Genomic DNA, 21,091 nt, shown 5'->3' with positions numbered 1-21,091 from the left:
AATCAACTTCCATACAACCTTTTTTAGTAAAAAATAGTCATAATAGATACAGACTAAACCAGTTGACCTACAATGGTGAACTTCTCAAAGACGGCGCCATTATGCGGAGCGTCGGCCAGTTCAAGGGTAAGGTCTTGTCCAGCCCAATGCTCGTAATGTTTACCATTTTTCCAAAGACGTGATTTGCCAACATCATAAATAATTCCTTTGTAAGCAATCCAAATTTCTTCACGGTCTTGACCGTTGCGTAAAGCGAGTTGTGATTTGGTAAAGGTTGGTAGCATAGTGCGGTAAATGTCGAAGAATTTTGGGTGCAAAAATTCATTATCTCTTTGTTGAATTCAACTAATTTTATCTATTTTTATCAAAAAAATTAAAATTATTAATGGTTATGAAAAAAATATTGACCCTATTGCCTTTAATTGTATTAATCTCTGGAGTGCTTTTGAGCTGCAAAAGTACAGAGGCTGAACCTACTGTAGAAGCAAAATTAACACGTATTTGGACTGCAAAAGTTGTAAAAGAAGGTTCTGATATTGTTTATGATAAAACGGCTTCAAGTAACAAAATCCCTGGCTATGCCAATTACAAATTAGATCTTACTAGCAAAACAGCTGCTAAATTAACTGAAAAAGACGGCGTGATATTTACAGGAACATGGTCTATTTCAACAGATAACACAACTTTGACTATTTCTGGCTTGACTAGTTCGTCGGGTGTACCTACTGGTACGAATGGTACGTTGACTTACAAAATTGTAGGTACTCCAACTACCTCTGCTGTAACACTTGAAACAGCAACAGCATATATTAAGGCTAGTAATACAATTGCCAATTATCAATTGACTAATCCTTAAATCAAACTCAATACTTGCTATGGAGCCGTTCGACTTGTTTGAACGGCTTTTTTTTTGATATAGTACAAAATTGCTCGGCACTAAAAGACTGATTAACTTTGCAGTATGGAAACAAGAACTGAATTGAGTACAATTGGCGAATTCGGACTAATTAAGAGAATCGCCGAAAAATTTCCGATAGTGCAATCTGGCTCTATCAAAGGTATTGGTGACGACGCCGCTGTAGTAGATACTGAGGGTAAAAAATTATTGATTTCAACAGACTTGTTGATGGAGGGTGTTCATTTTGATTTGGCTTACACTCCTCTACGACATTTGGGTTATAAGGCTGTAGCCGTAAACGTTTCGGATATTGCTGCCATGAATGGTATTCCGAATCAGATAACAGTAAGCTTGGGCTTGAGTAATCGTTTTTCGGTAGAAGCCATTGAAGAATTGTACGAAGGAATCAAAATTGCTTGTGAAGAATACAATATTGATTTAATTGGCGGGGATACCTCTTCATCGAGAGGTGGCTTGGCTATCTCTATTACTGTTCTAGGAACTGCTGATGAAAACCAAATTGTTTACCGTAATACTGCCCAAAAAGGCGATATCGTTTGCGTAACAGGTGACTTAGGTGCAGCTTTTATGGGTCTTCAGGTATTGGAAAGAGAAAAGCAGGTTTTCATGGCAAATCCAGATATGCAACCAGAGTTGAGCGATAAAGATTATGTTGTAGAACGTCAGTTGAAACCAACTGCTCGCATGGATGTGATTCATGAATTGAGAGCTTTAGATGTGATTCCTACAGCAATGATTGATGTATCGGATGGCTTGGCTGCAGAATTGCTCCATATTTGTAAGAATTCGGGCATTGGTGGGGTGATTTTTGAAGATAAAATGCCAATCGATGACCAAACCTATTTGACTGGCACAGAATTGAATTTTAGCCCAATGACAGCAGCTTTGAATGGGGGAGAAGACTACGAATTATTATTTACAGTAAGTCAAGAAGATTATCAGAAAATCGAACAGGTAAGCGAAATCACGCCGATTGGTTATATCACTAACGAAGTAGAAGGCGCGCATATCATGATGAAATCAGGTAGCTTGGTAAAATTAACGTCTCCTGGTTACGAACATTTCTAATAATTTCAACGGATCCTTTGAATATCCAATCATTCCTAGCCATGTTATTGCAGATTAATGTTACAGAATTAGGTTCTTTCTTAAAATACGGTGTAACAGGATTGAGTGCTATTGCATTTATTCTGTCGTATTTCTTGTTATTTAGAGAAAGTAGCCGCCCAAAACCTAGACCCGAAATCATCAAGACGATTCGCTTGTTTATGTGGGTAACGGTCATACTTGGAGTGGTATCGGGGGTGTCTTCTATCTTGAAACCCAATACTTCGGAGGATACAATCGTGGTGTCTAAGCCTAAAAAAACGAGTCCGAAGAAAGCCGTTGCACATAACTCATTGACCTCATCGAGTGACGAATACACGATTGAGATTTTTTACGAAAATCCGAAAAAAGCTTTAGCAGAAGATTTGGCAGATGTTTTGAAAGATAAAACATCCTACGATGTGAAAGTGTCGGCGTTGTCATCTACTAAAAAAAGCTCGCTCAAAATAACAAGCTGTCAGATTAGACATGAGTTGCAAGAATCAAAAATTGCGGGTAAGCTCAAAAGTATTGCCGAAAATGTATTGCAAGATGACGGTGTAGAGTTTAAGTTAAAACAAATAACTTCAAGCTCACCTAATTATGTAAGTATGTTTGTTTGTAAATAAAAATAAAATAGGGCTGTAAACGGATGGTTTACAGCCCTATTTTATGAGAAATTATCTACTTTTTACAAATATTGCGTAAACAGTTTTTTCAAAGCAGATTCTTCTTGATACCCAATTGCACGCATTTTTTGTGTACCATCTTTAAAGATTAAAAACGTCGGAATTTCGTCAATATGATATTTTGTTAAAATAGCACGATTGGCATCAGCATCGACTTTTACGATTAATACCTTTCCTTTGTATTCTTCAGAAAGCTTTTCTACAGCTGGCATCATTTTGATACAAGGACCACACCATGGCGCAAAAAAATCTAAAATTACTATCGAATGCTGCGCCAATATTGCTTCTAGTTCTGCATCAGTGATAGCTTTTGCATCCTTGGTAGCACTAATACCTTCCACTGGTTTCATTTTGGTAGTCCATTTCAAATATCCACCTTGTAAGTCATATACTTGCGAAAAACCGCTTTTACGAAGGGCTTCTGTAGCAGCGGCACTTCGTCCTCCTGATAAGCAATAGACAAAGACAGGTTTAGTTTTGTCGAGAGTTTTGATTTTTTCCTGAAAATCAGCCCCACGATAATCAATGTTGGTTGCTTTGGGTAAATGCCCCCCTCCATATTCGCCTGAAGTACGTACATCAATTAATTGAGCTCCAGTAGATTCAGAATATTTTTTTTCAAAATCCTCTACAGACAAAACTTGTGCATGGGAAAAACTATAAAATCCCAAATAAACGATTGAAAATAATATAATTTTAGAAATAATATTTTTCATTTTTTTGTGCATTGACATTAATAGATTATGAAACAATTGGAAAAGTACAAGGAATCTTGAAAAAACACTTATTTTTGTGAGAAAATTATTCCTTTTTACTGGGTTGATAGAGGAAAATTTGACGAACTTACAGTCAAATTCATTTAGAGATACATCTCAAGAATCATTTCCCCTAAATTCACAAGTTTTTAACCAAAAACAAAAATTACAAAAGATGAGTGCTATTCAGTATGTTCATGCTAGACAAATCTTGGATTCACGTGGTAATCCAACAGTAGAAGTAGATATTCGCACAGAAGCTGGTGCTTTTGGTCGTGCAGCTGTTCCATCAGGTGCATCTACAGGTATTCACGAAGCTGTTGAGTTACGCGATGAAGATAAATCAGTTTATGTTGGAAAAGGTGTATTGAAAGCCGTAGAAAACGTAAATGAGGCTATTGCTGCGGAAATTCTAGGCATCGAAGTAACAGAGCAAAACCTTATCGACAAATTGATGATTGAACTCGACGGAACTGCTAACAAAGGCAAGTTGGGTGCAAACGCAATCTTGGGTGTATCTTTGGCAGTAGCTAAAGCAGCAGCACAAGAGTCTGGTCTATCTCTTTATCGTTATGTAGGTGGTACAAACGCAAACACTTTGCCAGTACCAATGATGAACATCTTGAACGGTGGTTCACACGCTGATAACTCAATCGACTTCCAAGAGTTTATGGTAATGCCTGCTAAAGCTGAGTCTTTCTCTCACGCTTTGCGTATGGGTACTGAAGTTTTCCACGCTTTGAAAGGTGTATTGAAATCTAAAGGTTATTCTACAAACGTAGGTGACGAAGGTGGTTTTGCTCCAAACATCAAATCAAACGAGGAGGCTATCGAAATCGTATTGCAATCAATCGAAAAAGCAGGTTACAAACCAGGTGAAGAAATCTTCATCGCTATGGATGCTGCTTCTTCTGAATTCTATGACGAAAAAACAGGTCTTTATACATTCAAGAAATCTGATGGCAAGCAATTGAACAATATGGAAATGGCTGCTTACTGGAAAACTTGGGTTGACAAATATCCAATCATCTCTATCGAAGATGGTATGGCTGAAGATGACTGGGCTGGTTGGGCTGAGCAAACTAAATTAATTGGTAGCAAATGTCAATTAGTAGGTGATGACTTATTCGTAACAAACGTTAAGCGTCTTCAAATGGGTATCGAACAAGGTGTTGCTAACGCTGTATTGGTGAAAGTAAACCAAATCGGTTCTTTGACTGAAACTATCGATACAATCAACTTGGCTAAACGTAATTCATACAAAAACATCATGTCTCACCGTTCTGGTGAAACTGAGGATGCTACAATTGCTGACTTGGCAGTAGCATTGAACACAGGTCAAATCAAAACTGGTTCAGCTTCTCGTTCTGACCGTATGGCTAAATACAACCAATTGCTTCGTATCGAGGAAGAATTAGGCGCTAACGCTTACTTCCCAGGTTTGAAATTCTAATTGGAAAAACCATATTTACAAAAAGACTGGCAAAGTAATTTGCTGGTCTTTTTTTTTACCTCAACAAAGTTGGTACCCTTACAGACTCCCAAAGTTTTTTTTGGCCGAGCGTGATGGTAGCCTACAAACAAGCGTAATTTCTCTGATTCGGTTTACTGATAGCCAAATAAATATGATAATTTTACATGATTGAATAATCTATATAATCCTATGATACGTTTGTTGTTCACAAAATACCGATTTTACACATTAAGCTTTCTCGCATTGACAGGGTGGATGCTTGCTTTTGATGATAATGATATTTGGACTCAGTTTAAAAGACGAGGAGAGTTAGGTCGTTTGGAAGATGAGAAAGTCTATTATCAAGAAAAACTCAAGGATGTTCAACGTGAGCGAGAAGAGGTATTAGGTAATCCAAAATTGATAGAGAAATACGCGAGAGAAAAATATTTGATGAAAAAACCCAAAGAAGAAATATACATCTTAGTAGACGATGAGAATCAACCTGTTGAGAAGTAATAGTTTTTGGGAAAGATACCTAGCAAAATCACAAAACCCCAATATCATTACCCTTTTTTGAATTATATGATTAAAGTCCTGTTTGTTTGTACTGGAAATATTTGTCGTTCGCCGATTGCGGAGGAAACATTCAGACATGCCGTAAAAAAACGAAATTTACAAAGAGTTATCCAATGCGATTCGGCGGCTACGCATAGCTATCACATTGGCGAATTGCCCGATCATCGTACTCGTAAAAATGCTAGTAGCCATGGAATCGAATTACTTCACCGTTGTCGTAAACTGACAGGAGAAGACTTTTCTGTGTTTGATTATATCGTTGGTATGGATGACTACAATATGGATAATATCCAGTCTATCTCGTATCGCGCTACGGGTATGCATCAACCCGACGATATTTGTTTTATGTACCGTCGCTTTGATCCCGAAGTCCCTATCCCGAACAGAGATTTTCCTATAGATTCTTCCGAATACAAAATTCCTGAGGTTCCTGATCCCTATTATGGACAAAATGAAGATTTTGAAAATGTCTATCAAATTGTGAGCCGTTGTGCAGAAGAGTTTTTAGACTTTTTGGTTAGAACGCATGGATTACAATAAGTTATTTGGATATAGAAAAATTGAGATGTCTCATGTGATGTCTAAAAAACCGAAGTTTATGGTAAAGCAATTCTGTCTTTTATTCGTAGGTTTATGCCTTGCCACTCATACTCATGCACAAGCATGGAAAGATTCGGTGGAGGTTTTTCGTGAAAAATACAAAAAAGCGTTTCTGGAAGAAGCCAATAGTCCTCTCAAAGCAAACGATTTACAGTATCTCCAATTTTTCGAACCCGACTCTTCTTATCAAGTAGTGGGAAATTTTTCCAAAATAAGTGATGGTACTATCTTCAAGTTTCCTACTTCTAATGGAAAAATTAAGGAATATGTTAAATATGGAGAAGTAAGCTTTGAGATTCATGGCAAAGCTTTAAAGCTGAATATCTACCGTAGTTTAGCGCTGTTGCAAATACCTCGCTATAGAGATTATTTGTTTATTCCTGTAAAAGACCAAACATCAGGCAAAGAAACCTATGGAGCAGGACGATACTTAGATGCCAGCGCAAAGGATATTAAGGACGGAAAAATAGCCTTGGACTTCAATAAACTTTACAATCCCTATTGTGCTTTTAGTGAAGGATATAGCTGTCCGATTCCACCCAAAGAAAATCATCTTCCTGTGAGAATAGAAGCAGGTGAAAAATTGTTTTTAAAAGAAAAGAGTAATAATCACTAATTCTAGTGAGCAATGCTAGGGTAGTAGGGCTTAAGCCGAAGACTATTTTCCCTAAAAAGGATTAACTTGCATAAAAATCCCTTTTGAAGGTCGTTTTTTAAAAAAAGCGACTTGAATAAATAATAATAACCAATTAACCAAAAAATTACGTGAACAAGAAGGTCGTATTAATGATTTTGGATGGCTGGGGTATCGGTACTAAGCCAGAGGTATCGGCGATTGAAGCCGCTAAAACGCCATTCATGGATTCTTTATATACAAAGTATCCACACTCAAAATTGGAAGCTTCAGGTTTGGCCGTAGGTTTGCCAGCAGGTCAGATGGGTAACTCAGAGGTAGGTCACATGAACTTGGGTGCAGGTCGTGTAGTTTACCAAAACTTAGTAAGAATTAACAAAGCCGTTGACGAAGGTACTTTGGCGCAGGAGCCGGTTTTGGCAGAGGCTTTTGAATATGCAAAATCAAATGGTAAAAAAGTACACTTAATCGGCTTGGTATCAAACGGTGGTGTTCACTCTCATATCAATCACCTAAAAGCACTTTGTACTGCAGCCAACACAGCAGGGGTTGAAGAAGCTTATATTCACGCTTTCACAGACGGTCGTGATACTGACCCAAAATCGGGCGTAGCTTTCTTGACCGAATTGCAAGCGCATATTGCTACTACAGGTACAAAAATCGCATCGGTAACAGGACGTTATTATGCAATGGACCGCGACAACCGTTGGGAGCGTGTGAAGTTGGCGTATGATGCCATGGTAAAAGGTACAGGTGAAAAAGTAGCAGCTTCTGGTTTAATTGATGCCATTGCCACTTCGTATGAGGCTGGTGTAACAGATGAGTTCATCAAGCCAATTATCATAGAAGAAAATGGTGCTCCAGTGGCAACTATTGCTGAAGGAGACGTGGTGCTTTGCTTCAACTTCCGCACTGACCGTGGTCGTGAAATTACCCAAGCCTTAACTCAGCGTGATTTCCCTGAGCAAGATATGCAAAAACTATCTTTGTACTACTTGACAATGACTGAATACGATAAGTCATTTGAAGGGGTAAAAGTAGTATTTGACGATAGCAATATTCCAATGACTTTGGGTGAAGTATTGCAAAATGCAGGCAAAAAACAAATCCGTATGGCGGAGACAGAAAAGTATCCACACGTTACTTTCTTCTTCTCTGGCGGTCGCGAAGAGCCATTCGTAGGACAAACTAATATTTTACGTGCTTCTCCAAAAGTAGCAACTTATGATTTAGCTCCTGAGATGTCTGCTCCTGAATTACGTGATGCTTTGATTCCTGAATTGGAAAAAGAAGAAGTAGACTTCGTATGTTTGAACTTTGCAAACCCAGACATGGTAGGACATACTGGTGTTTTCTCTGCTGTAGTGAAAGCAGTAGAAACAGTAGACCAATGTGCGCAAGCAGTGGTAGAGGCTGGTTTGAAACACGGATATTCTTTTATCATCATTGCCGATCACGGTAATGCTGACTTTATGATTAACGAAGATGGTTCGCCAAACACAGCGCACTCAACGAACTTGGTGCCATGTATTTTGGTAGATAACGAATACAGCAATCCAATCAAAGATGGTAAGTTGGGCGATATTGCTCCAACCATTTTGGAATTGATTGGTGTAGCACAGCCAAAAGAAATGACAGGTGTAAGCTTGTTGTAATTTTAGGAAAAAGCTTCGCAGAATCCCCGTGTAGATATGATTTACACGGGGATTTGTTGTTTACATGAAATCTATATCCTGATAAATATCTTCTTTTTGTATAACCAATTTAAAATCAGTCAATAAATTAATAACATCAATCCTCCATGAATTAAGGTCTGGTACGAATCTCCTAAAATACTGGCGTAATTTTCACCTAGATGAATCTTCAGTGATTTTGAGATATAAACGCCTAATCCATCAGCAATACAATAGGCTGCAATGGAGTTCATTCCAATAACCTTTAAGAAATAGGCATCTGTGGATTGCTTCATATCGATGACCCAATAAAAAAATGCCAATAGCAAAAAGCACCAACCACCACTAAAAACTACCCAAGTAGGTGTCCAAATTCTTTTGACATTTGGACATACTCCCAAAGCATCTAATACTAATCCCAAGATTATACCCGATATTCCCAAGATTAAAAAACGTTTCAACTTTTCTTGAGATGAACTACTCGACAGAAAAATATTCCCTGCCAATAAACCCAATATCATTGTTCCTAAGGTTGGAATAAAGCTTAAGGTCGCATAACCACCTCCATTAAATAAGAATGGTTTTTCTCTTGGAAAAAGATTGAGAAACCAACGGTCAAAAGCCCATGCCAAATTGGTATTCTTATTCCAATGGGCAGCAAAACCTGATAGGTTATATTCCCAGTCTTTGGTAATACCTGCATCGGTGTAATTAAAGTTGGCGTCAGGTAATTGATAAAGAGCAAAAGCTAACCAATATCCTATCAGAATAGTAATGAGAGCTATTATTTGCACTTTCTGAGAACGAAAAGCGAGTAGAAATAGGACAGTATAGCCCAAACCAATTTGGCTTAGCGTATCTTCAAAAGTAAAATACGTTTGTGTTTTATATTGAGAACGTAAAAATATACCGAGCGCAATTAAGATAATTGAGCGTTTGATTGTATGCCAAAGTGCTTGATTAAAATAGCCTCCTTTACTGAGTCGGTTTGCTACCGAATATGGCAATACCACACCAACAAGAAAGGAAAATGAAGGCTGAATCAAATCATGTAAAGCACAACCCACCCACTCGACATGGTCTTGGTGATGCCCCAGAAAAGCCCAGAACGAGCTATTAGGAAGAGCTTTTGAAACGTCGCCGAAATGCAGTACTTCGGCCATCATGAGTAGCATGACAAATCCACGATAAATGTCAGCGGAGGCAAGTCGATTTTGAGATATCATTTGTTTAGGGATTATCTCTCAATATACCTAAATGCCAAGATATTTCTGATAGGTAATATGCTGAACTGTAGAGGTTTTTTGATAAAATCATGGAGACAAGAAAACCATTTTATCCCATTCTTTGCTCGTGCTCGAATTATTACCTTAGAAGAAGGAACGACATAAAAGGCTTTTGTGTTAATTTTGTATCATGAAAAACATTCTAGCTAGTTTATTTTTAATGCTTTCTGTAATGGCTTGTAATCAGCAAGTAGAGCAAAGCAATCATAAATATTTTGACTTAAAAGGTACTTTCGAAACACAAATCAAAGAACTTTCAGGACGTAAGCCTACTGTGCAAAAATCAGTAAAGGTTGGTACTACTGCCGATACACAAACAAAGGTGATTCAGGATTGGGAAAAAGAGTTGGACTTTTTTATTCAAGCAGATTTGAATAAGCCCGCTTTTTTGAATAGCTACCAAATTTTACAAAATGACTCTTTGGTAACTTATACGCTCAAATCTACCGAAACACAATTGGTGAAGGAAATAAAGCTAGTTTTGAAAAATGGAAAGCTTCAACAGGTATATGCATTGTTGTCGGATGAAAATTATTTATACAAAACCAGAAAGGAAATTAAAGCTGATTTTGAGCAAAATCAATTGAAACATTATGAAATTGATGGGTTTCAGCAATTAGTTTTTGGTGAAAAAAAAGCCTACCAAATCAAAGCAACTATTCAGTAAAGTCCAATCTTCAATTATCATAGTATGTTACAAAAGTTTTGGCTTAAGCTAGCGTTGATTATATCGGTTCCATTGCTAGTTTTGAGTCTTATGGCTTATATGGTCGATTCGGGGCTACGAAAGTCCAACCATACCGTATTAGCCGATTGGAATGCGCTTTTTAATGCCAAAATCAATGCTGATTTGCTGGTATTGGGTTCTTCACGAGCAGCTTTTCATATTTCACCTTATATTCTGGATAGCACTTTACACCTCAATTCTTATAATTTGGGTATGTCGGCATGGCGATTCGATATGCAATGGACACGTTTTAAATTATATCTAGAACATAATAAAGCTCCCAAATACATTGTGCATAATGTGGATTTGTATGGTTTTGCTAAACGTAAGAATCTAGTAGATTATCAACAGTTTTTGCCCTATCTCAACGAGCCACTTTTACTCAATAACCTAACAGGTATAAAAGGAGAGTTTAATGGTTTTCAGAAATACATGCCTATGTATAAGTATGCCAATGATTTGGATTTGGCTTGGGAAGGTTTTAAGTGTTATACAGGGTCTAAAAATGTAGCACATACCAACAAATACAAAGGCTTCCAAGGAAATGATATTCCGTGGGATAATCAGTTTGAAAAGTTTAAGAAAAAATATCCTAAAGGCATCAATTATACCATCGAGAGCGATGTAAAGGCGAGTTTTGAAGAATATCTCCGTTTTTGTCAAAAGAAAGGAATAAAAGTTATTTTGGTATATGCCCCGGAATATTACGAAGTACAACCTTTTTATAAAAACAAAAAGGCGTTTAATACACTGTGTCAAAATGCTGTCAATAAATACGGATGTATTTTCTTAGATTACACCAACGATTCATTATGTTTTGAGAAGAAATGGTTTTATAATTCTCAACATCTCAATAAAAAGGGAGCGGAGGTTTTTTCCGCAAAGCTTGCAGAAGATTTAAAGAAGATAGGAGTAGGAAGATAAAATCAAAAAATAAACCCCGTCAATGTGTTATTCTGACGGGGTTTGTTATTACAAATAGAGTTTACTTTCTCTGCAAACAAGCCATATAAAAACCATCGTATCCATCCTCAGCAGGAGAAGTACGACGTTCTTCTAACAATTCCCATTGCTCGCCTTGTTCAGCCAAGAAACGACGTACGTGGTCTTCACTTTCAGAAGGTAGTAAACTACATGTAGCAAAAACCATTTTCCCACCCTTTTTCAACATAGATGAATATTGAGTAAGAATGTTATATTGAATTGTGCGAAGGTTTTCGATAAATTCTGGTGTAAGTTTCCACTTAGCATCTGGGTTACGACGAATTACCCCTAAGCCCGAACATGGAACATCAAGCAATAAACGGTCAGCACTTTCCTGTAAACGCTTGATTGTTTTAGGTTCAATCAAACGAGTTTCGAGATTCATGGCACCAGCACGACGAGCACGTTTTTGTAATTCTTGAAGCTTACGCTCTTCTACATCCATCGCAATAATGCGTCCTTTGTTTTCCATCAAAGCCGCAATATGCAAGGTTTTACCACCTGCTCCAGCACATGCATCAATCACACGCATACCAGCTTTTACATCTAACATAGGTGCTACCAACTGAGAGGCAGCATCTTGTACTTCAAAAAAGCCATCCTTAAACATAGATGTTTTGAATACACTTGGGCGACCTTCAAGGATAAGACCATCGGGTAATTCATTGTTGTAATCAGCATTAATGTCTTCATCGCCCAACAAATCCGCTACATGTTCACGGTTTGATTTAAGAGAGTTAACACGCAAAATAACAGGTGCTTGCTGATTTAGTGCATGAATTTCTTTATTCCACTTCTCAGTACCTAGCTCTGCTTCTCCAAGGGTATCTAACCAATCTGGAACAGATTCGATTATTTTACGAATATTTTTGGCTTCTTCGTAACGACTAAAAATGCGGTTGGTATTTACTTTCGAAAACTCAACCCAATCTGGTAAGCGAAAAAGTGCCTCGTCAGAATTGGCGTGCTTTGCTTTGAGTAATTGCCAAGCGCCAAATGCTTGCCAGAAATGATATTTATTGAGTGATTCGGGTGCTTCAATCACAAAATGGAGCATACGCCACCAGCGAACAATTTCGTAAGTGTTTTCAGCAATGAAACCACGATCACGGCTTCCCCATTTACGGTTTGATTTTAGTACATATTCTATAGCACGGTCTGCTTGACGTTTATTCAAAAAGATTTCTTGTAAAGTCCCAACAACGGCATCTGCCAAAGGGCGATGTATTCTCATGTGATTGTATTTTTGTATGAAACCACAAAGTTCCGAATTTTTTAGGAGTTTGGAAAGGATAAAGAATCATAGAGTGGATATTTCATTCATTATCAATTCTCAAGAAAACCTTTCATTTTGATTCTATAATCACAAATCTTCCTGCTACCTTTGTAGCCCAATAAGCTAAATGCTTATCTCTTACCACGTAATCCTGTTAACCGATTACACAATCTCGTAAATAATTTATGTTTTTAGATAAAATCAAATCAAAAGAGTCTGGTATCTTATTGTATGGAATTACGCCTCCCAAAGCACAGGTTGGTCCAGAAAAAGTAATAGAAATTGCAGAGAAAACATTAGCTCGTTTGCATAATCTTGACATTGATGCTTTAGTCGTGTATGATGTTCAAGACGAATCAGCTCGTACTAGCGAAGAGCGCCCATTTCCATTTATTAGTGCTCATGACCCTTTTGAGTTTGCCAAAGATCACCTATCTTCTCTACAAGTACCCAAAATTATCTATCGTCCAGCAGGAAAGTTTACCAAAGAAGAGTTAAATGCTTGGTTGAAAGAAGTGGTAAATCATGGTTTTTCACCTGTATTCGTGGGTGTGCCTTCTCCAGACTTTGTACCTGTTACCAGCTTACCAGAAGCTTATGGTGTTTGGAGACAATATCAAGATCAATCGGTAATTGGTGCTGTCACTATTCCCGAACGTCATGCTGTACTGAAGGATGAAGATCAACGTATTTTGGATAAAGTATCGTCGGGAGTAAGTTATTTTGTGTCGCAATGTGTATTTAATGTCGATTATGCCAAAGCGATGTTAGATGCTTTGGTACAAGCTTGTCAAGCGAAAAATCAGGAAATTCCAACGATTATCTTTACGCTAACAGCTTGTGGATCATTGAAAACATTGCATTTTATGGAATGGTTAGGTATTCACATTCCAGAGGAGTTGAAAGAAGAGTTTAAGGCTTCAGAAAATATCTTGGATAGATCTGTAGAAGTATGTATCACGATTGCAGACGAGTTAATAAAATACTGCATTCAATTAGGAGTACCAGTAGGGTTTAACATTGAAAGTGTAGCGATACGTAAAGAAGAAATCGAAGCGTCGATTGCGATGGTAAACCAGATAGGGGAGATGTTGAAAGCGGAAGGTTTAAGGAAATAATAGTTGGTGTCAACAGTAGAGACGTAATATTTTACGTCTCAAGCCAAGTTGGATCAAAAAAGCGGTCGGAAAATAATTTCCGACCGCTTTTTTTGATACTATCCTACTGTATGACTCCACATTAGACGCAAAGTATTGCGTCTCTACAAATAAAACAATCACTCATTCGCTCAACCACTAAATCACTCAATTAAATTCGGGTTTTACGCGCCAAAAAGGTCGCTTGATAAATATCTGTCGCCACGATCACAGATAATACATACAATTACTCCTGATTCTAATTCTTGTGCTAAGCGTACAGCCGCCGATGCCGCGCCACCACTACTCATTCCTCCAAAAACACCTTCCACTTTTGCTAAAGTATTGGCCATCGCACGAGCTTCATCTTCTGAAATATCCATCACGCGGTCTACACGACTTGGGTCATAAATTTTAGGGAGATACTCTTCAGGCCAACGACGTATACCTGGGATTTTTGAGCCTTCTGTTGGCTGACAACCTACAATTTGAATAGCTGGATTTACTTCCTTCAAAAATTTGGAAGTGCCCATAATCGTACCCGTTGTTCCCATTGAGCTTACAAAGTGCGTTACTGTTTGGTTGGTATCACGCCAGATTTCGGGCCCTGTGCTATGATAATGCGCCATGTAGTTGTCTGGATTAGCAAATTGATTCAACATCAAAAAGCCCCCTTTAGCCACCTGCGCTTCTGCATAGTCACGAGAACCTTCTATACCCTCTGAGGCTGGTGTAAGTGTAACCTTAGCCCCAAATGCTTCCATCGTCAATACACGCTCACGTGTAGAGTTTTCGGGCATTACCAATTCTATATCAATGTCAAAAAGACGAGCAATCATTGCCAAGGCAATACCAGTATTACCTGAAGTCGCTTCGATGAGTTTTATTCCTGGGGTGATTTCACCTCTTTCCAATGCACCTTTAATCATGCCATAAGCTGCACGATCTTTGACAGAGCCCCCTGGGTTGTTGCCTTCTAATTTTCCTAGAATTTTTACATTAGGATTAGGATTAATACGATTTAATTCAACCAGCGGGGTATTTCCCACCAAATCCAAAAGTGTTGCCATAATTTGTATTTTATATGAGCAAATTGCTATGAGATTCTAACAAGTGTACGATTTTCTGGATAATTCCTGCTCAAAGACCATAGCCAATCGCCCAATGCTTAATTTAATATCTTTACTTGTTCTTGATGGTAAATCTTGGTTTGAGGAGGCACACTTCTAGTTAGCCACACATTACCCCCAATAATTGAATGAGCTCCCACAACTGTTTCGCCCCCTAAGATAGTTGCTCCCGAATAAATCACCACATGATCTTCGATGGTTGGATGACGTTTAAGTGAAGCCATTTCTTTACTGACCGACAGTGCTCCTAAAGTTACACCTTGATACAGTTTCACATGTTTTCCAATGGTTGTTGTTTCTCCAACTACCACACCCGTGCCATGGTCTATCATAAAATACTCATCAATATCAGCGCCAGGGTGAATGTCAATGCCTGTTTTTGAATGAGCATACTCCGTCAAAATACGAGGAAGCATTGGTACATTCATTTCGTAAAGTGCATGTGCTAAACGATAAAAAGCAATTGCGTAAAAGCCAGGATAAGCTCGTATTACTTCATATTCACTTTGAGCTGCTGGGTCACCAAGCAGTGTCGCTTGAACATCAGTCAATAGAACTCTGTAAATTTCGGGAAGCTTTTGAATATAGTTGGTCGCTAAAATACGAGCGTCTTCATCAAGATGCTTTTGCATAGAGCGCAATAGACGTGTGAGTCTTAGCTCGATTTGGTCAAAAGCCTCTTGAAGTTCGTCCAAACAACCATAATGTCTTTGGGTCTGCTCTGGAAAGAGCGTGAGCATGATATCAGTAAACAACTCTTTGACCGCCGACGTAGAAGGGAAGGTATTGGACTTGGTATGTTTTTGGCTTAATGCCTCTAAAAAGTCTTTTGGTAACATGTAAGCTGAACGTTTGGTAAACGTCTATTAATCATTGAGAAATTATGAGACAAAATTAGGTAATTGCACCTAGACTAACGAATATCCTACTAATAAACTTGGTTATTGCTTTATACCTTCCAGACATTCCAACAATAAATCTTCCAGGGGTAATCATAAAATGTGTCAGGTCATTCAAATATCAATGTTATTTTAACGATAATAATGCCAAATAGATTCGTATTTTTGTGAAATAATCTCAAGAAGATAAGTTCCTAAATCTTCGATTGACGAATAAACGCTTGTTATAAAAAGCTTCCACATAGGTGACTAATATAGAATATGTTTGTTTCTGAAAAACAGCTAGTTATGGATTTTTATTGAAGGTAGTATTCGATTTCAAAAACACTCTAATAACTATATATTCAAATTAGCTACTTTATTGTTGTTGCCAAATTATATTTTGTGTTTTTGTCAAAAAGCAAGGAAAAATTATTAATTTTGACTACTATCTGATTGAAAAATTAGGTAAGGTACGTTTTTAACAAGAAAAAATTTCACTATGTCAAGTTTAGCTACTCAAAAAGGTGTATTGCATGGAGATGCAGTGCAAGAACTCTTCGAAGTTGCCAAAAAACATCAATTTGCATTACCAGCTGTTAACGTAACAGGTACAGACACGGTTAATGGTGTATTAGAAGCTGCAAAAGCTGTTAATTCTCCAGTAATCATCCAGTTCTCAAATGGTGGTGCTCAGTTCTATGCTGGTAAATCTTTACCAAATGGCAAACAAGAAGCATCTATTGCAGGTGCAATCTCTGGAGCTCATCACGTACACCAATTGGCCGAAGCGTATGGCGTGCAAGTAATCTTACACACAGACCACTGTGCAAAAAAATTGTTGCCTTGGTTAGACGGTCTTTTGGATGCAGGTGAAAAATTCTATGCACAATATGGTAAGCCACTTTTCTCTTCACACATGATTGACCTTTCTGAAGAGCCTTTGCACGAAAACATCGAAATCTGTGCTAAGTATCTTGAAAGAATGGCTAAGTTAGGCATGACTCTTGAAATTGAGTTGGGTGTAACTGGTGGCGAAGAAGATGGCGTTGACAACTCAGACGTTGATTCATCTAAATTATATACTCAGCCTTCTGAAGTAGCTTATGCTTATGAAGAATTGAGCAAAATTTCTCACCGTTTCACTATCGCTGCTGCATTTGGTAACGTACATGGTGTATACAAGCCAGGTAACGTGAAATTATCTCCAGTGATCTTGCACAACTCTCAAGAGTTTATCAAAGAGAAATACGGTTTGGAAGCTGAGAAACCAATCAACTTTGTATTCCACGGTGGTTCTGGTTCTTCTCGCGAAGAAATCCGTGAAGCTATCTCTTATGGTGCTATCAAAATGAACATCGATACAGACTTGCAATGGGCATTCTGGGAAGGTATCTTGAACTTCTACAAAGAGAAAGAAGGATACTTGCAAGGACAAATTGGTAACCCAACAGGTGAAGATTCTCCAAACAAGAAATACTATGACCCACGTGTATGGTTGCGTAAAGGAGAAGAAACTTTCGTTAGCCGCTTGAAATTGGCATTCGAAGATCTTAACTCTGTAGATGTTAACAAATACTTGTAGTCATACAATATAACATAAGTTCGAAGCCGTTCAATAGGATTTATTGAACGGCTTTTGTTTTATCAATTAATGCAAACAATTTTGCTACCTACTAAACATACCGCAATACTATAGAAATTAAGAATTATGACCATTTTAATCGTAGAGGATGAAGCTATTGTAGGGATGGACCTCGCTGCCAGACTTGAAGCCGAAGGATATGATGTACTCGAGGTAGCTGATAACGGAAAAGACGCATTAGCTTTATTCAAAGCCAACGAAGTGGATTTAGTCCTGCTTGATATTCAGTTGAAGGGTAGCTGGGATGGAATAGAGACAGCACAACACTTAAAACAAATAAAATCGGTGCCGATTGTGTACTTATCTGGTCAAACAGATGAGGAGACTCTCGAACGTGCCAAAGAAACTTCTCCCTCAGCCTATCTCACCAAACCCGTCGGTGATGTAGCCTTAAGAATTTCTATCGATTTAGCTATCCATAATTTTGCCAAAGCCAAAGCTGAAACTTCAAGTACGAAGGCTCTCAATGTAGTGCCAAAGGAGCCTAATGCCACACGGGAGTCAATCTTACAAATCGATAACTTTATCTTTATCAAACAAAGCTATCAGTTTAATAAAGTCAAACTGAGTGAAATTCTTTACCTAGAATCTGATAACAACTATGTTCATATTATCACAAGCTCAAAGAAATTTACTTTGCGTTTGACTTTAAATGGTGTACTAGAGCGTATAAATTTCGATAAACTAGTTCGTACGCATCGCTCATTTGCCATCAATATCGACCAAATAGAGTCTTTTAATGACCATGAAATTATCATGGGAAAGCATACGATTCCTCTAGGACGAAATTATAAAGACGATTTTATGCGGTATTTTGATTTTCTCTAAAATTATTTTTTCTTTTCTACCAGCGACGCAGTCACTTCGTTGAGCACTCGGATTTTTTCCTGAAAATCTCCTTGTATTGATTTTCTTATTTCACGAAGATTATCGAGTAGATTTTGAATATTGTCTGGGATAATGTCATCCAAAAACTCCCGAATACGTTTGGCCATAGTTGGCGATTTTCCGTTGGTAGAAATAGCAATTTTTAAATCTCCTTTTTGAACGATAGATCCTAGATAAAAATCACATAAGTGTGGTGTATCGGCTACGTTACAAAGGATTCGTCTCTGCTTGGTAGTAGCTTTTATAGTGGCGTGTAACTGTGGGTTGTCGGTTGCTAGAATTACCAAGTCCCTATTATCTAGGTCTTGTTCTTGAAATTCTCTTTCAATAATTTGAACCTGTTCAAAATGGCGAATATACTCCCTCAGACTGTCTAATATCATAGGCGCCACAACGGTGATGCGTGCTTCGGGACTATTTTGTAACATAGCTGAAATCTTTTCGAGGCCAACATTGCCACCGCCAACCAATAGAACGTCGAGCGTATTAAGTTTTAAAAAAATAGGAAATAATTCGTTTTGTGCCATAATTTTGGAGTGATTGTCTCTTGGTAAGACGAAGTTCTATAAAAATGTTTGAAATCTTTCTGAAAACAAACAAAAAACCTCGTCGGGAAGCCCAACAAGGTTTACGTAATCAAGCATTTATATAAAACATTTTTGAACCAATTTAGGTCAAAATCGTATCCACCGTAGCACGAATGGCTTTTTTGTCGATTTTCCCTACAGAGGTTTTTGGAATCATTGTCGTAAAATTAATTGCGTCAGGAATCGTCCAAGGAGTTATTCTCCCTGCCTCAACAAATTGCTTCATGTGTGCTTTGAGCTCTTCTTTACTGAGACTTTTTCCTTCTTTAAGGACGATGAGAGCATAAGGTCTTTCGCCCCATTTTTCATCTGGAATACCCACCACAGCTACTTCTTGAACAGCCTCAAGCGTCCCAATCATATTTTCGAGCTCGATTGAGCTTACCCATTCACCACCAGATTTAATCACATCTTTGATACGATCACTGATTTTGAGTGAATAATTTTCATTAAGCGAAGCCACATCTCCAGTGTGTAACCAACCATCTCGCCAGAGTTCCTCTGATTTTTCAGCATCTTTAAAATAGCCTTGTGTCAGCCATGGCGTTCTTACGGTAATCTCTCCAATATCTTCCCCGTTTGATTCTATAATTTGCCCTTCCGAGTCTATAAGTCTTAAATCAACTAATACAGAAGGAGTACCAGTACGAGTACGTGCTTCTACCTGAAAATCTAAATCAGGGTTCATTTTATCTACTGCATTCAAGTAAACGGTAGACAAAATTGGACAAGTTTCAGACATTCCGTATCCTGTAATAACATCCACGCCCCGTTGAAGTGCTGCCTTTGCCAGTGCTTTCGGTAAAGCAGAACCCCCAATTACAACCTTCCATTTAGATAAGTCAATTTGCTGGGTGGCAGGGTGTGACACGAACATTTGTAATATCGTAGGCACACAATGCGAAAAAGTAGGTTGTTCTTTCACGAAGCATTTTAGTACAACCTCAGGTTCAAATTTACCGATATATACTTGTTTGGCTCCTGCCATAGTGGCCACATAAGGAAAGCCCCATGCATGTACATGAAACATTGGGGTCAGTGGCATATAAACATCGGAGCTATTGAATCTACATGTGCCGTCTACTGTTCCAAAAGTAAAGCACAAAGCAAGTGTATGCAATACTAGTTGACGGTGAGTAAAAAATACACCTTTGGGATTACCTGTAGTACCAGTTGTGTAAAAAGTGGTAGCTACTGCATTTTCGTCAAAATCTTGAAATTGAAAATCAGACGATACTTGTGATAACAAGGTTTCATATTCACCCAAAATAGGCAGCTTATCACTTTGTGGCAATATCTGACCATCAGTACATACAATTATGCCTTTCACAGTTGTGAGTTCAGAGGCTAGAGACTCTAATAAAGGTAAAAAGTCTAGATGACAAATAATAAGAGCATCTTCAGCATGATTGATGGTGTACAAAATTTGGGCTGCCGACAATCGCCAGTTGATGGTATGTAGGATATTTCCTGTCATGGGAATACCAAAAAAGCACTCCAAATACCGATGTGAGTCATAATCCAATACTGCAACGGTCGCAGCACCATCCATTCCGGCAGAAGTAAGCACGTTTGCTAACTGTGCTACACGTTGATTGAGTGTAATATAATTATATCGAACAAGGTCGCGGTAGACTATTTCTCGATTAGGTTCAAGCTTTGTAGAGTAAGCTAAAATACTTTTAATCAACAGCGGATAGTCAAAAGCCTGAGAAGCAACAGGAAGTTTCTTAATTTTCATAGAATTAAGCATTTTTACTTAAAATATTCATAAAAAATATTAAATGGTTAATGTTTTTTCAAAGATACAAAACTATTTTAATTAACAAGTACAAAAAAAATGAATCCTTTGAAGAATAAATTCACTACGCAGAATTAGGTAATAGAAGAAATGGGCAAGAATGATATGAATCATTTTTACCTTTGAAAAGGAGCTAATCGAAAAATTAAACTATTAAATGTTGATTATTTCTTATATGTTTGTCGAAAATTCGATATATTTCGAAAGCCAATTTAATGCATTGTGCCTAAGAGCTAAGTAAAAATCAAAAAAGAAGCCGATTATTATTTCAATAAAATCTTAAATATTTCATAATCAACTTAAAAGCATTATTTAAATGGTTGAGATATTTTTTATGCAATAAGTTGATAATTTTGTAGTCTTAG

General features: G+C 37.8%; 21 protein-coding genes. 13 read left to right on the top strand and 8 right to left on the bottom strand.

The features are described 5' to 3' along the window. Window positions 1-53: 53 nt before the first annotated feature. Complete coding sequence (locus BWI92_RS03410) at window positions 54-284, bottom strand: cytochrome b5 domain-containing protein (RefSeq protein ID WP_095160727.1); 231 nt, start codon at window positions 282-284, stop codon at window positions 54-56. A 107-nt stretch (window positions 285-391) separates the two neighbouring features. Between BWI92_RS03410 and BWI92_RS03405 the strand changes: the two genes are divergently transcribed. From BWI92_RS03405 to BWI92_RS03395, 3 genes are all read left to right on the top strand, one after another. Next, window positions 392-856: a hypothetical protein gene (locus tag BWI92_RS03405; RefSeq protein ID WP_141234684.1), complete on the top strand. Its 465-nt coding sequence runs from the start codon at window positions 392-394 to the stop codon at window positions 854-856. Between the two features lie 105 nt (window positions 857-961). Further along, on the top strand, window positions 962-1,987 hold the full coding sequence (gene thiL, locus BWI92_RS03400) for a thiamine-phosphate kinase (protein WP_095160725.1): 1,026 nt from the start codon (window positions 962-964) through the stop codon (window positions 1,985-1,987). A gap of 41 nt (window positions 1,988-2,028) precedes the next feature. Then, window positions 2,029-2,634 carry a hypothetical protein gene (locus BWI92_RS03395; protein WP_095160724.1) on the top strand — a complete coding sequence of 202 codons (606 nt, stop codon included), beginning with the start codon at window positions 2,029-2,031 and terminating at the stop codon, window positions 2,632-2,634. Between the two features lie 62 nt (window positions 2,635-2,696). Here BWI92_RS03395 and BWI92_RS03390 read toward each other — a convergent pair whose 3' ends face one another. Further along, window positions 2,697-3,410 (bottom strand): thioredoxin domain-containing protein, encoded by a 714-nt coding sequence (locus BWI92_RS03390; RefSeq protein ID WP_095160723.1) that lies wholly within the window; start codon window positions 3,408-3,410, stop codon window positions 2,697-2,699. Between the two features lie 214 nt (window positions 3,411-3,624). Here BWI92_RS03390 and eno point away from each other — a divergent pair, with 214 nt between their 5' ends. The 5 genes from eno (at window position 3,625) to gpmI (ending at window position 8,370) form a co-directional block, all read left to right on the top strand. Then, complete coding sequence (gene eno, locus BWI92_RS03385; RefSeq protein ID WP_095160807.1) at window positions 3,625-4,902, top strand: phosphopyruvate hydratase; 1,278 nt, start codon at window positions 3,625-3,627, stop codon at window positions 4,900-4,902. A gap of 210 nt (window positions 4,903-5,112) precedes the next feature. After that, window positions 5,113-5,421 (top strand): septum formation initiator family protein, encoded by a 309-nt coding sequence (locus tag BWI92_RS03380; RefSeq protein WP_095160722.1) that lies wholly within the window; start codon window positions 5,113-5,115, stop codon window positions 5,419-5,421. 66 nt (window positions 5,422-5,487) lie between these two features. Beyond that, window positions 5,488-6,021, top strand: a complete 534-nt coding sequence (locus BWI92_RS03375) for a low molecular weight protein-tyrosine-phosphatase (RefSeq protein ID WP_095160721.1) — start codon at window positions 5,488-5,490, stop codon at window positions 6,019-6,021. 58 nt (window positions 6,022-6,079) lie between these two features. Continuing rightward, a complete protein-coding gene (locus BWI92_RS03370; protein ID WP_095160806.1) occupies window positions 6,080-6,697 on the top strand; it encodes a DUF1684 domain-containing protein in 618 nt (205 codons plus the stop codon). Window positions 6,698-6,846: 149 nt separating this feature from the next. Next, on the top strand, window positions 6,847-8,370 hold the full coding sequence (gene gpmI, locus BWI92_RS03365) for a 2,3-bisphosphoglycerate-independent phosphoglycerate mutase (protein ID WP_095160720.1): 1,524 nt from the start codon (window positions 6,847-6,849) through the stop codon (window positions 8,368-8,370). A 119-nt stretch (window positions 8,371-8,489) separates the two neighbouring features. Here gpmI and BWI92_RS03360 read toward each other — a convergent pair whose 3' ends face one another. Next, window positions 8,490-9,614, bottom strand: a complete 1,125-nt coding sequence (locus BWI92_RS03360) for an acyltransferase family protein (protein WP_176464345.1) — start codon at window positions 9,612-9,614, stop codon at window positions 8,490-8,492. A gap of 190 nt (window positions 9,615-9,804) precedes the next feature. Here BWI92_RS03360 and BWI92_RS03355 point away from each other — a divergent pair, with 190 nt between their 5' ends. Together BWI92_RS03355 and BWI92_RS03350 are read left to right on the top strand one after the other, a co-directional pair. Then, the gene (locus tag BWI92_RS03355) at window positions 9,805-10,341 is read left to right on the top strand and encodes a hypothetical protein (protein WP_141234683.1); all 537 of its coding nucleotides are present in this window, start codon (window positions 9,805-9,807) and stop codon (window positions 10,339-10,341) included. A gap of 24 nt (window positions 10,342-10,365) precedes the next feature. Then, window positions 10,366-11,325 (top strand): hypothetical protein, encoded by a 960-nt coding sequence (locus tag BWI92_RS03350; RefSeq protein ID WP_095160718.1) that lies wholly within the window; start codon window positions 10,366-10,368, stop codon window positions 11,323-11,325. 61 nt (window positions 11,326-11,386) lie between these two features. Here BWI92_RS03350 and BWI92_RS03345 read toward each other — a convergent pair whose 3' ends face one another. Continuing rightward, window positions 11,387-12,619: an RsmB/NOP family class I SAM-dependent RNA methyltransferase gene (locus BWI92_RS03345; protein WP_095160717.1), complete on the bottom strand. Its 1,233-nt coding sequence runs from the start codon at window positions 12,617-12,619 to the stop codon at window positions 11,387-11,389. A 227-nt stretch (window positions 12,620-12,846) separates the two neighbouring features. Between BWI92_RS03345 and BWI92_RS03340 the strand changes: the two genes are divergently transcribed. Further along, a complete protein-coding gene (locus BWI92_RS03340; protein WP_095160716.1) occupies window positions 12,847-13,779 on the top strand; it encodes a methylenetetrahydrofolate reductase in 933 nt (310 codons plus the stop codon). A 203-nt stretch (window positions 13,780-13,982) separates the two neighbouring features. Here the strand turns inward: BWI92_RS03340 and cysM are convergent, their stop codons facing one another. After that, window positions 13,983-14,867, bottom strand: a complete 885-nt coding sequence (cysM, locus tag BWI92_RS03335) for a cysteine synthase CysM (protein WP_095160715.1) — start codon at window positions 14,865-14,867, stop codon at window positions 13,983-13,985. Window positions 14,868-14,965: 98 nt separating this feature from the next. After that, entirely contained in the window at window positions 14,966-15,766 is an 801-nt protein-coding gene (locus tag BWI92_RS03330) for a serine O-acetyltransferase (RefSeq protein ID WP_095160714.1), read from the bottom strand. Between the two features lie 541 nt (window positions 15,767-16,307). Between BWI92_RS03330 and fbaA the strand changes: the two genes are divergently transcribed. Both fbaA and BWI92_RS03320 read left to right on the top strand, forming a co-directional pair. Further along, window positions 16,308-17,390: a class II fructose-bisphosphate aldolase gene (gene fbaA, locus BWI92_RS03325; protein WP_095160713.1), complete on the top strand. Its 1,083-nt coding sequence runs from the start codon at window positions 16,308-16,310 to the stop codon at window positions 17,388-17,390. Between the two features lie 126 nt (window positions 17,391-17,516). Further along, window positions 17,517-18,278: a LytTR family DNA-binding domain-containing protein gene (locus BWI92_RS03320; protein WP_095160712.1), complete on the top strand. Its 762-nt coding sequence runs from the start codon at window positions 17,517-17,519 to the stop codon at window positions 18,276-18,278. A gap of 2 nt (window positions 18,279-18,280) precedes the next feature. On the opposite strand, the gene BWI92_RS03315 is transcribed toward BWI92_RS03320, so the two are convergent. Together BWI92_RS03315 and BWI92_RS03310 are read right to left on the bottom strand one after the other, a co-directional pair. After that, complete coding sequence (locus BWI92_RS03315) at window positions 18,281-18,865, bottom strand: bifunctional precorrin-2 dehydrogenase/sirohydrochlorin ferrochelatase (RefSeq protein WP_095160711.1); 585 nt, start codon at window positions 18,863-18,865, stop codon at window positions 18,281-18,283. 142 nt (window positions 18,866-19,007) lie between these two features. Beyond that, entirely contained in the window at window positions 19,008-20,666 is a 1,659-nt protein-coding gene (locus BWI92_RS03310; protein WP_095160710.1) for a fatty acid--CoA ligase, read from the bottom strand. Between the last annotated feature and the right edge of the window lie 425 nt (window positions 20,667-21,091).

It is taken from the genome of Flectobacillus sp. BAB-3569 (assembly GCF_002270355.1).
Classification (GTDB): Bacteria; Bacteroidota; Bacteroidia; order Cytophagales; family Spirosomataceae; genus Flectobacillus; species Flectobacillus roseus.
The sequence above is the reverse complement of the archived record's forward strand: the minus strand, read 5'-3'. Positions and strand labels throughout refer to the sequence as shown.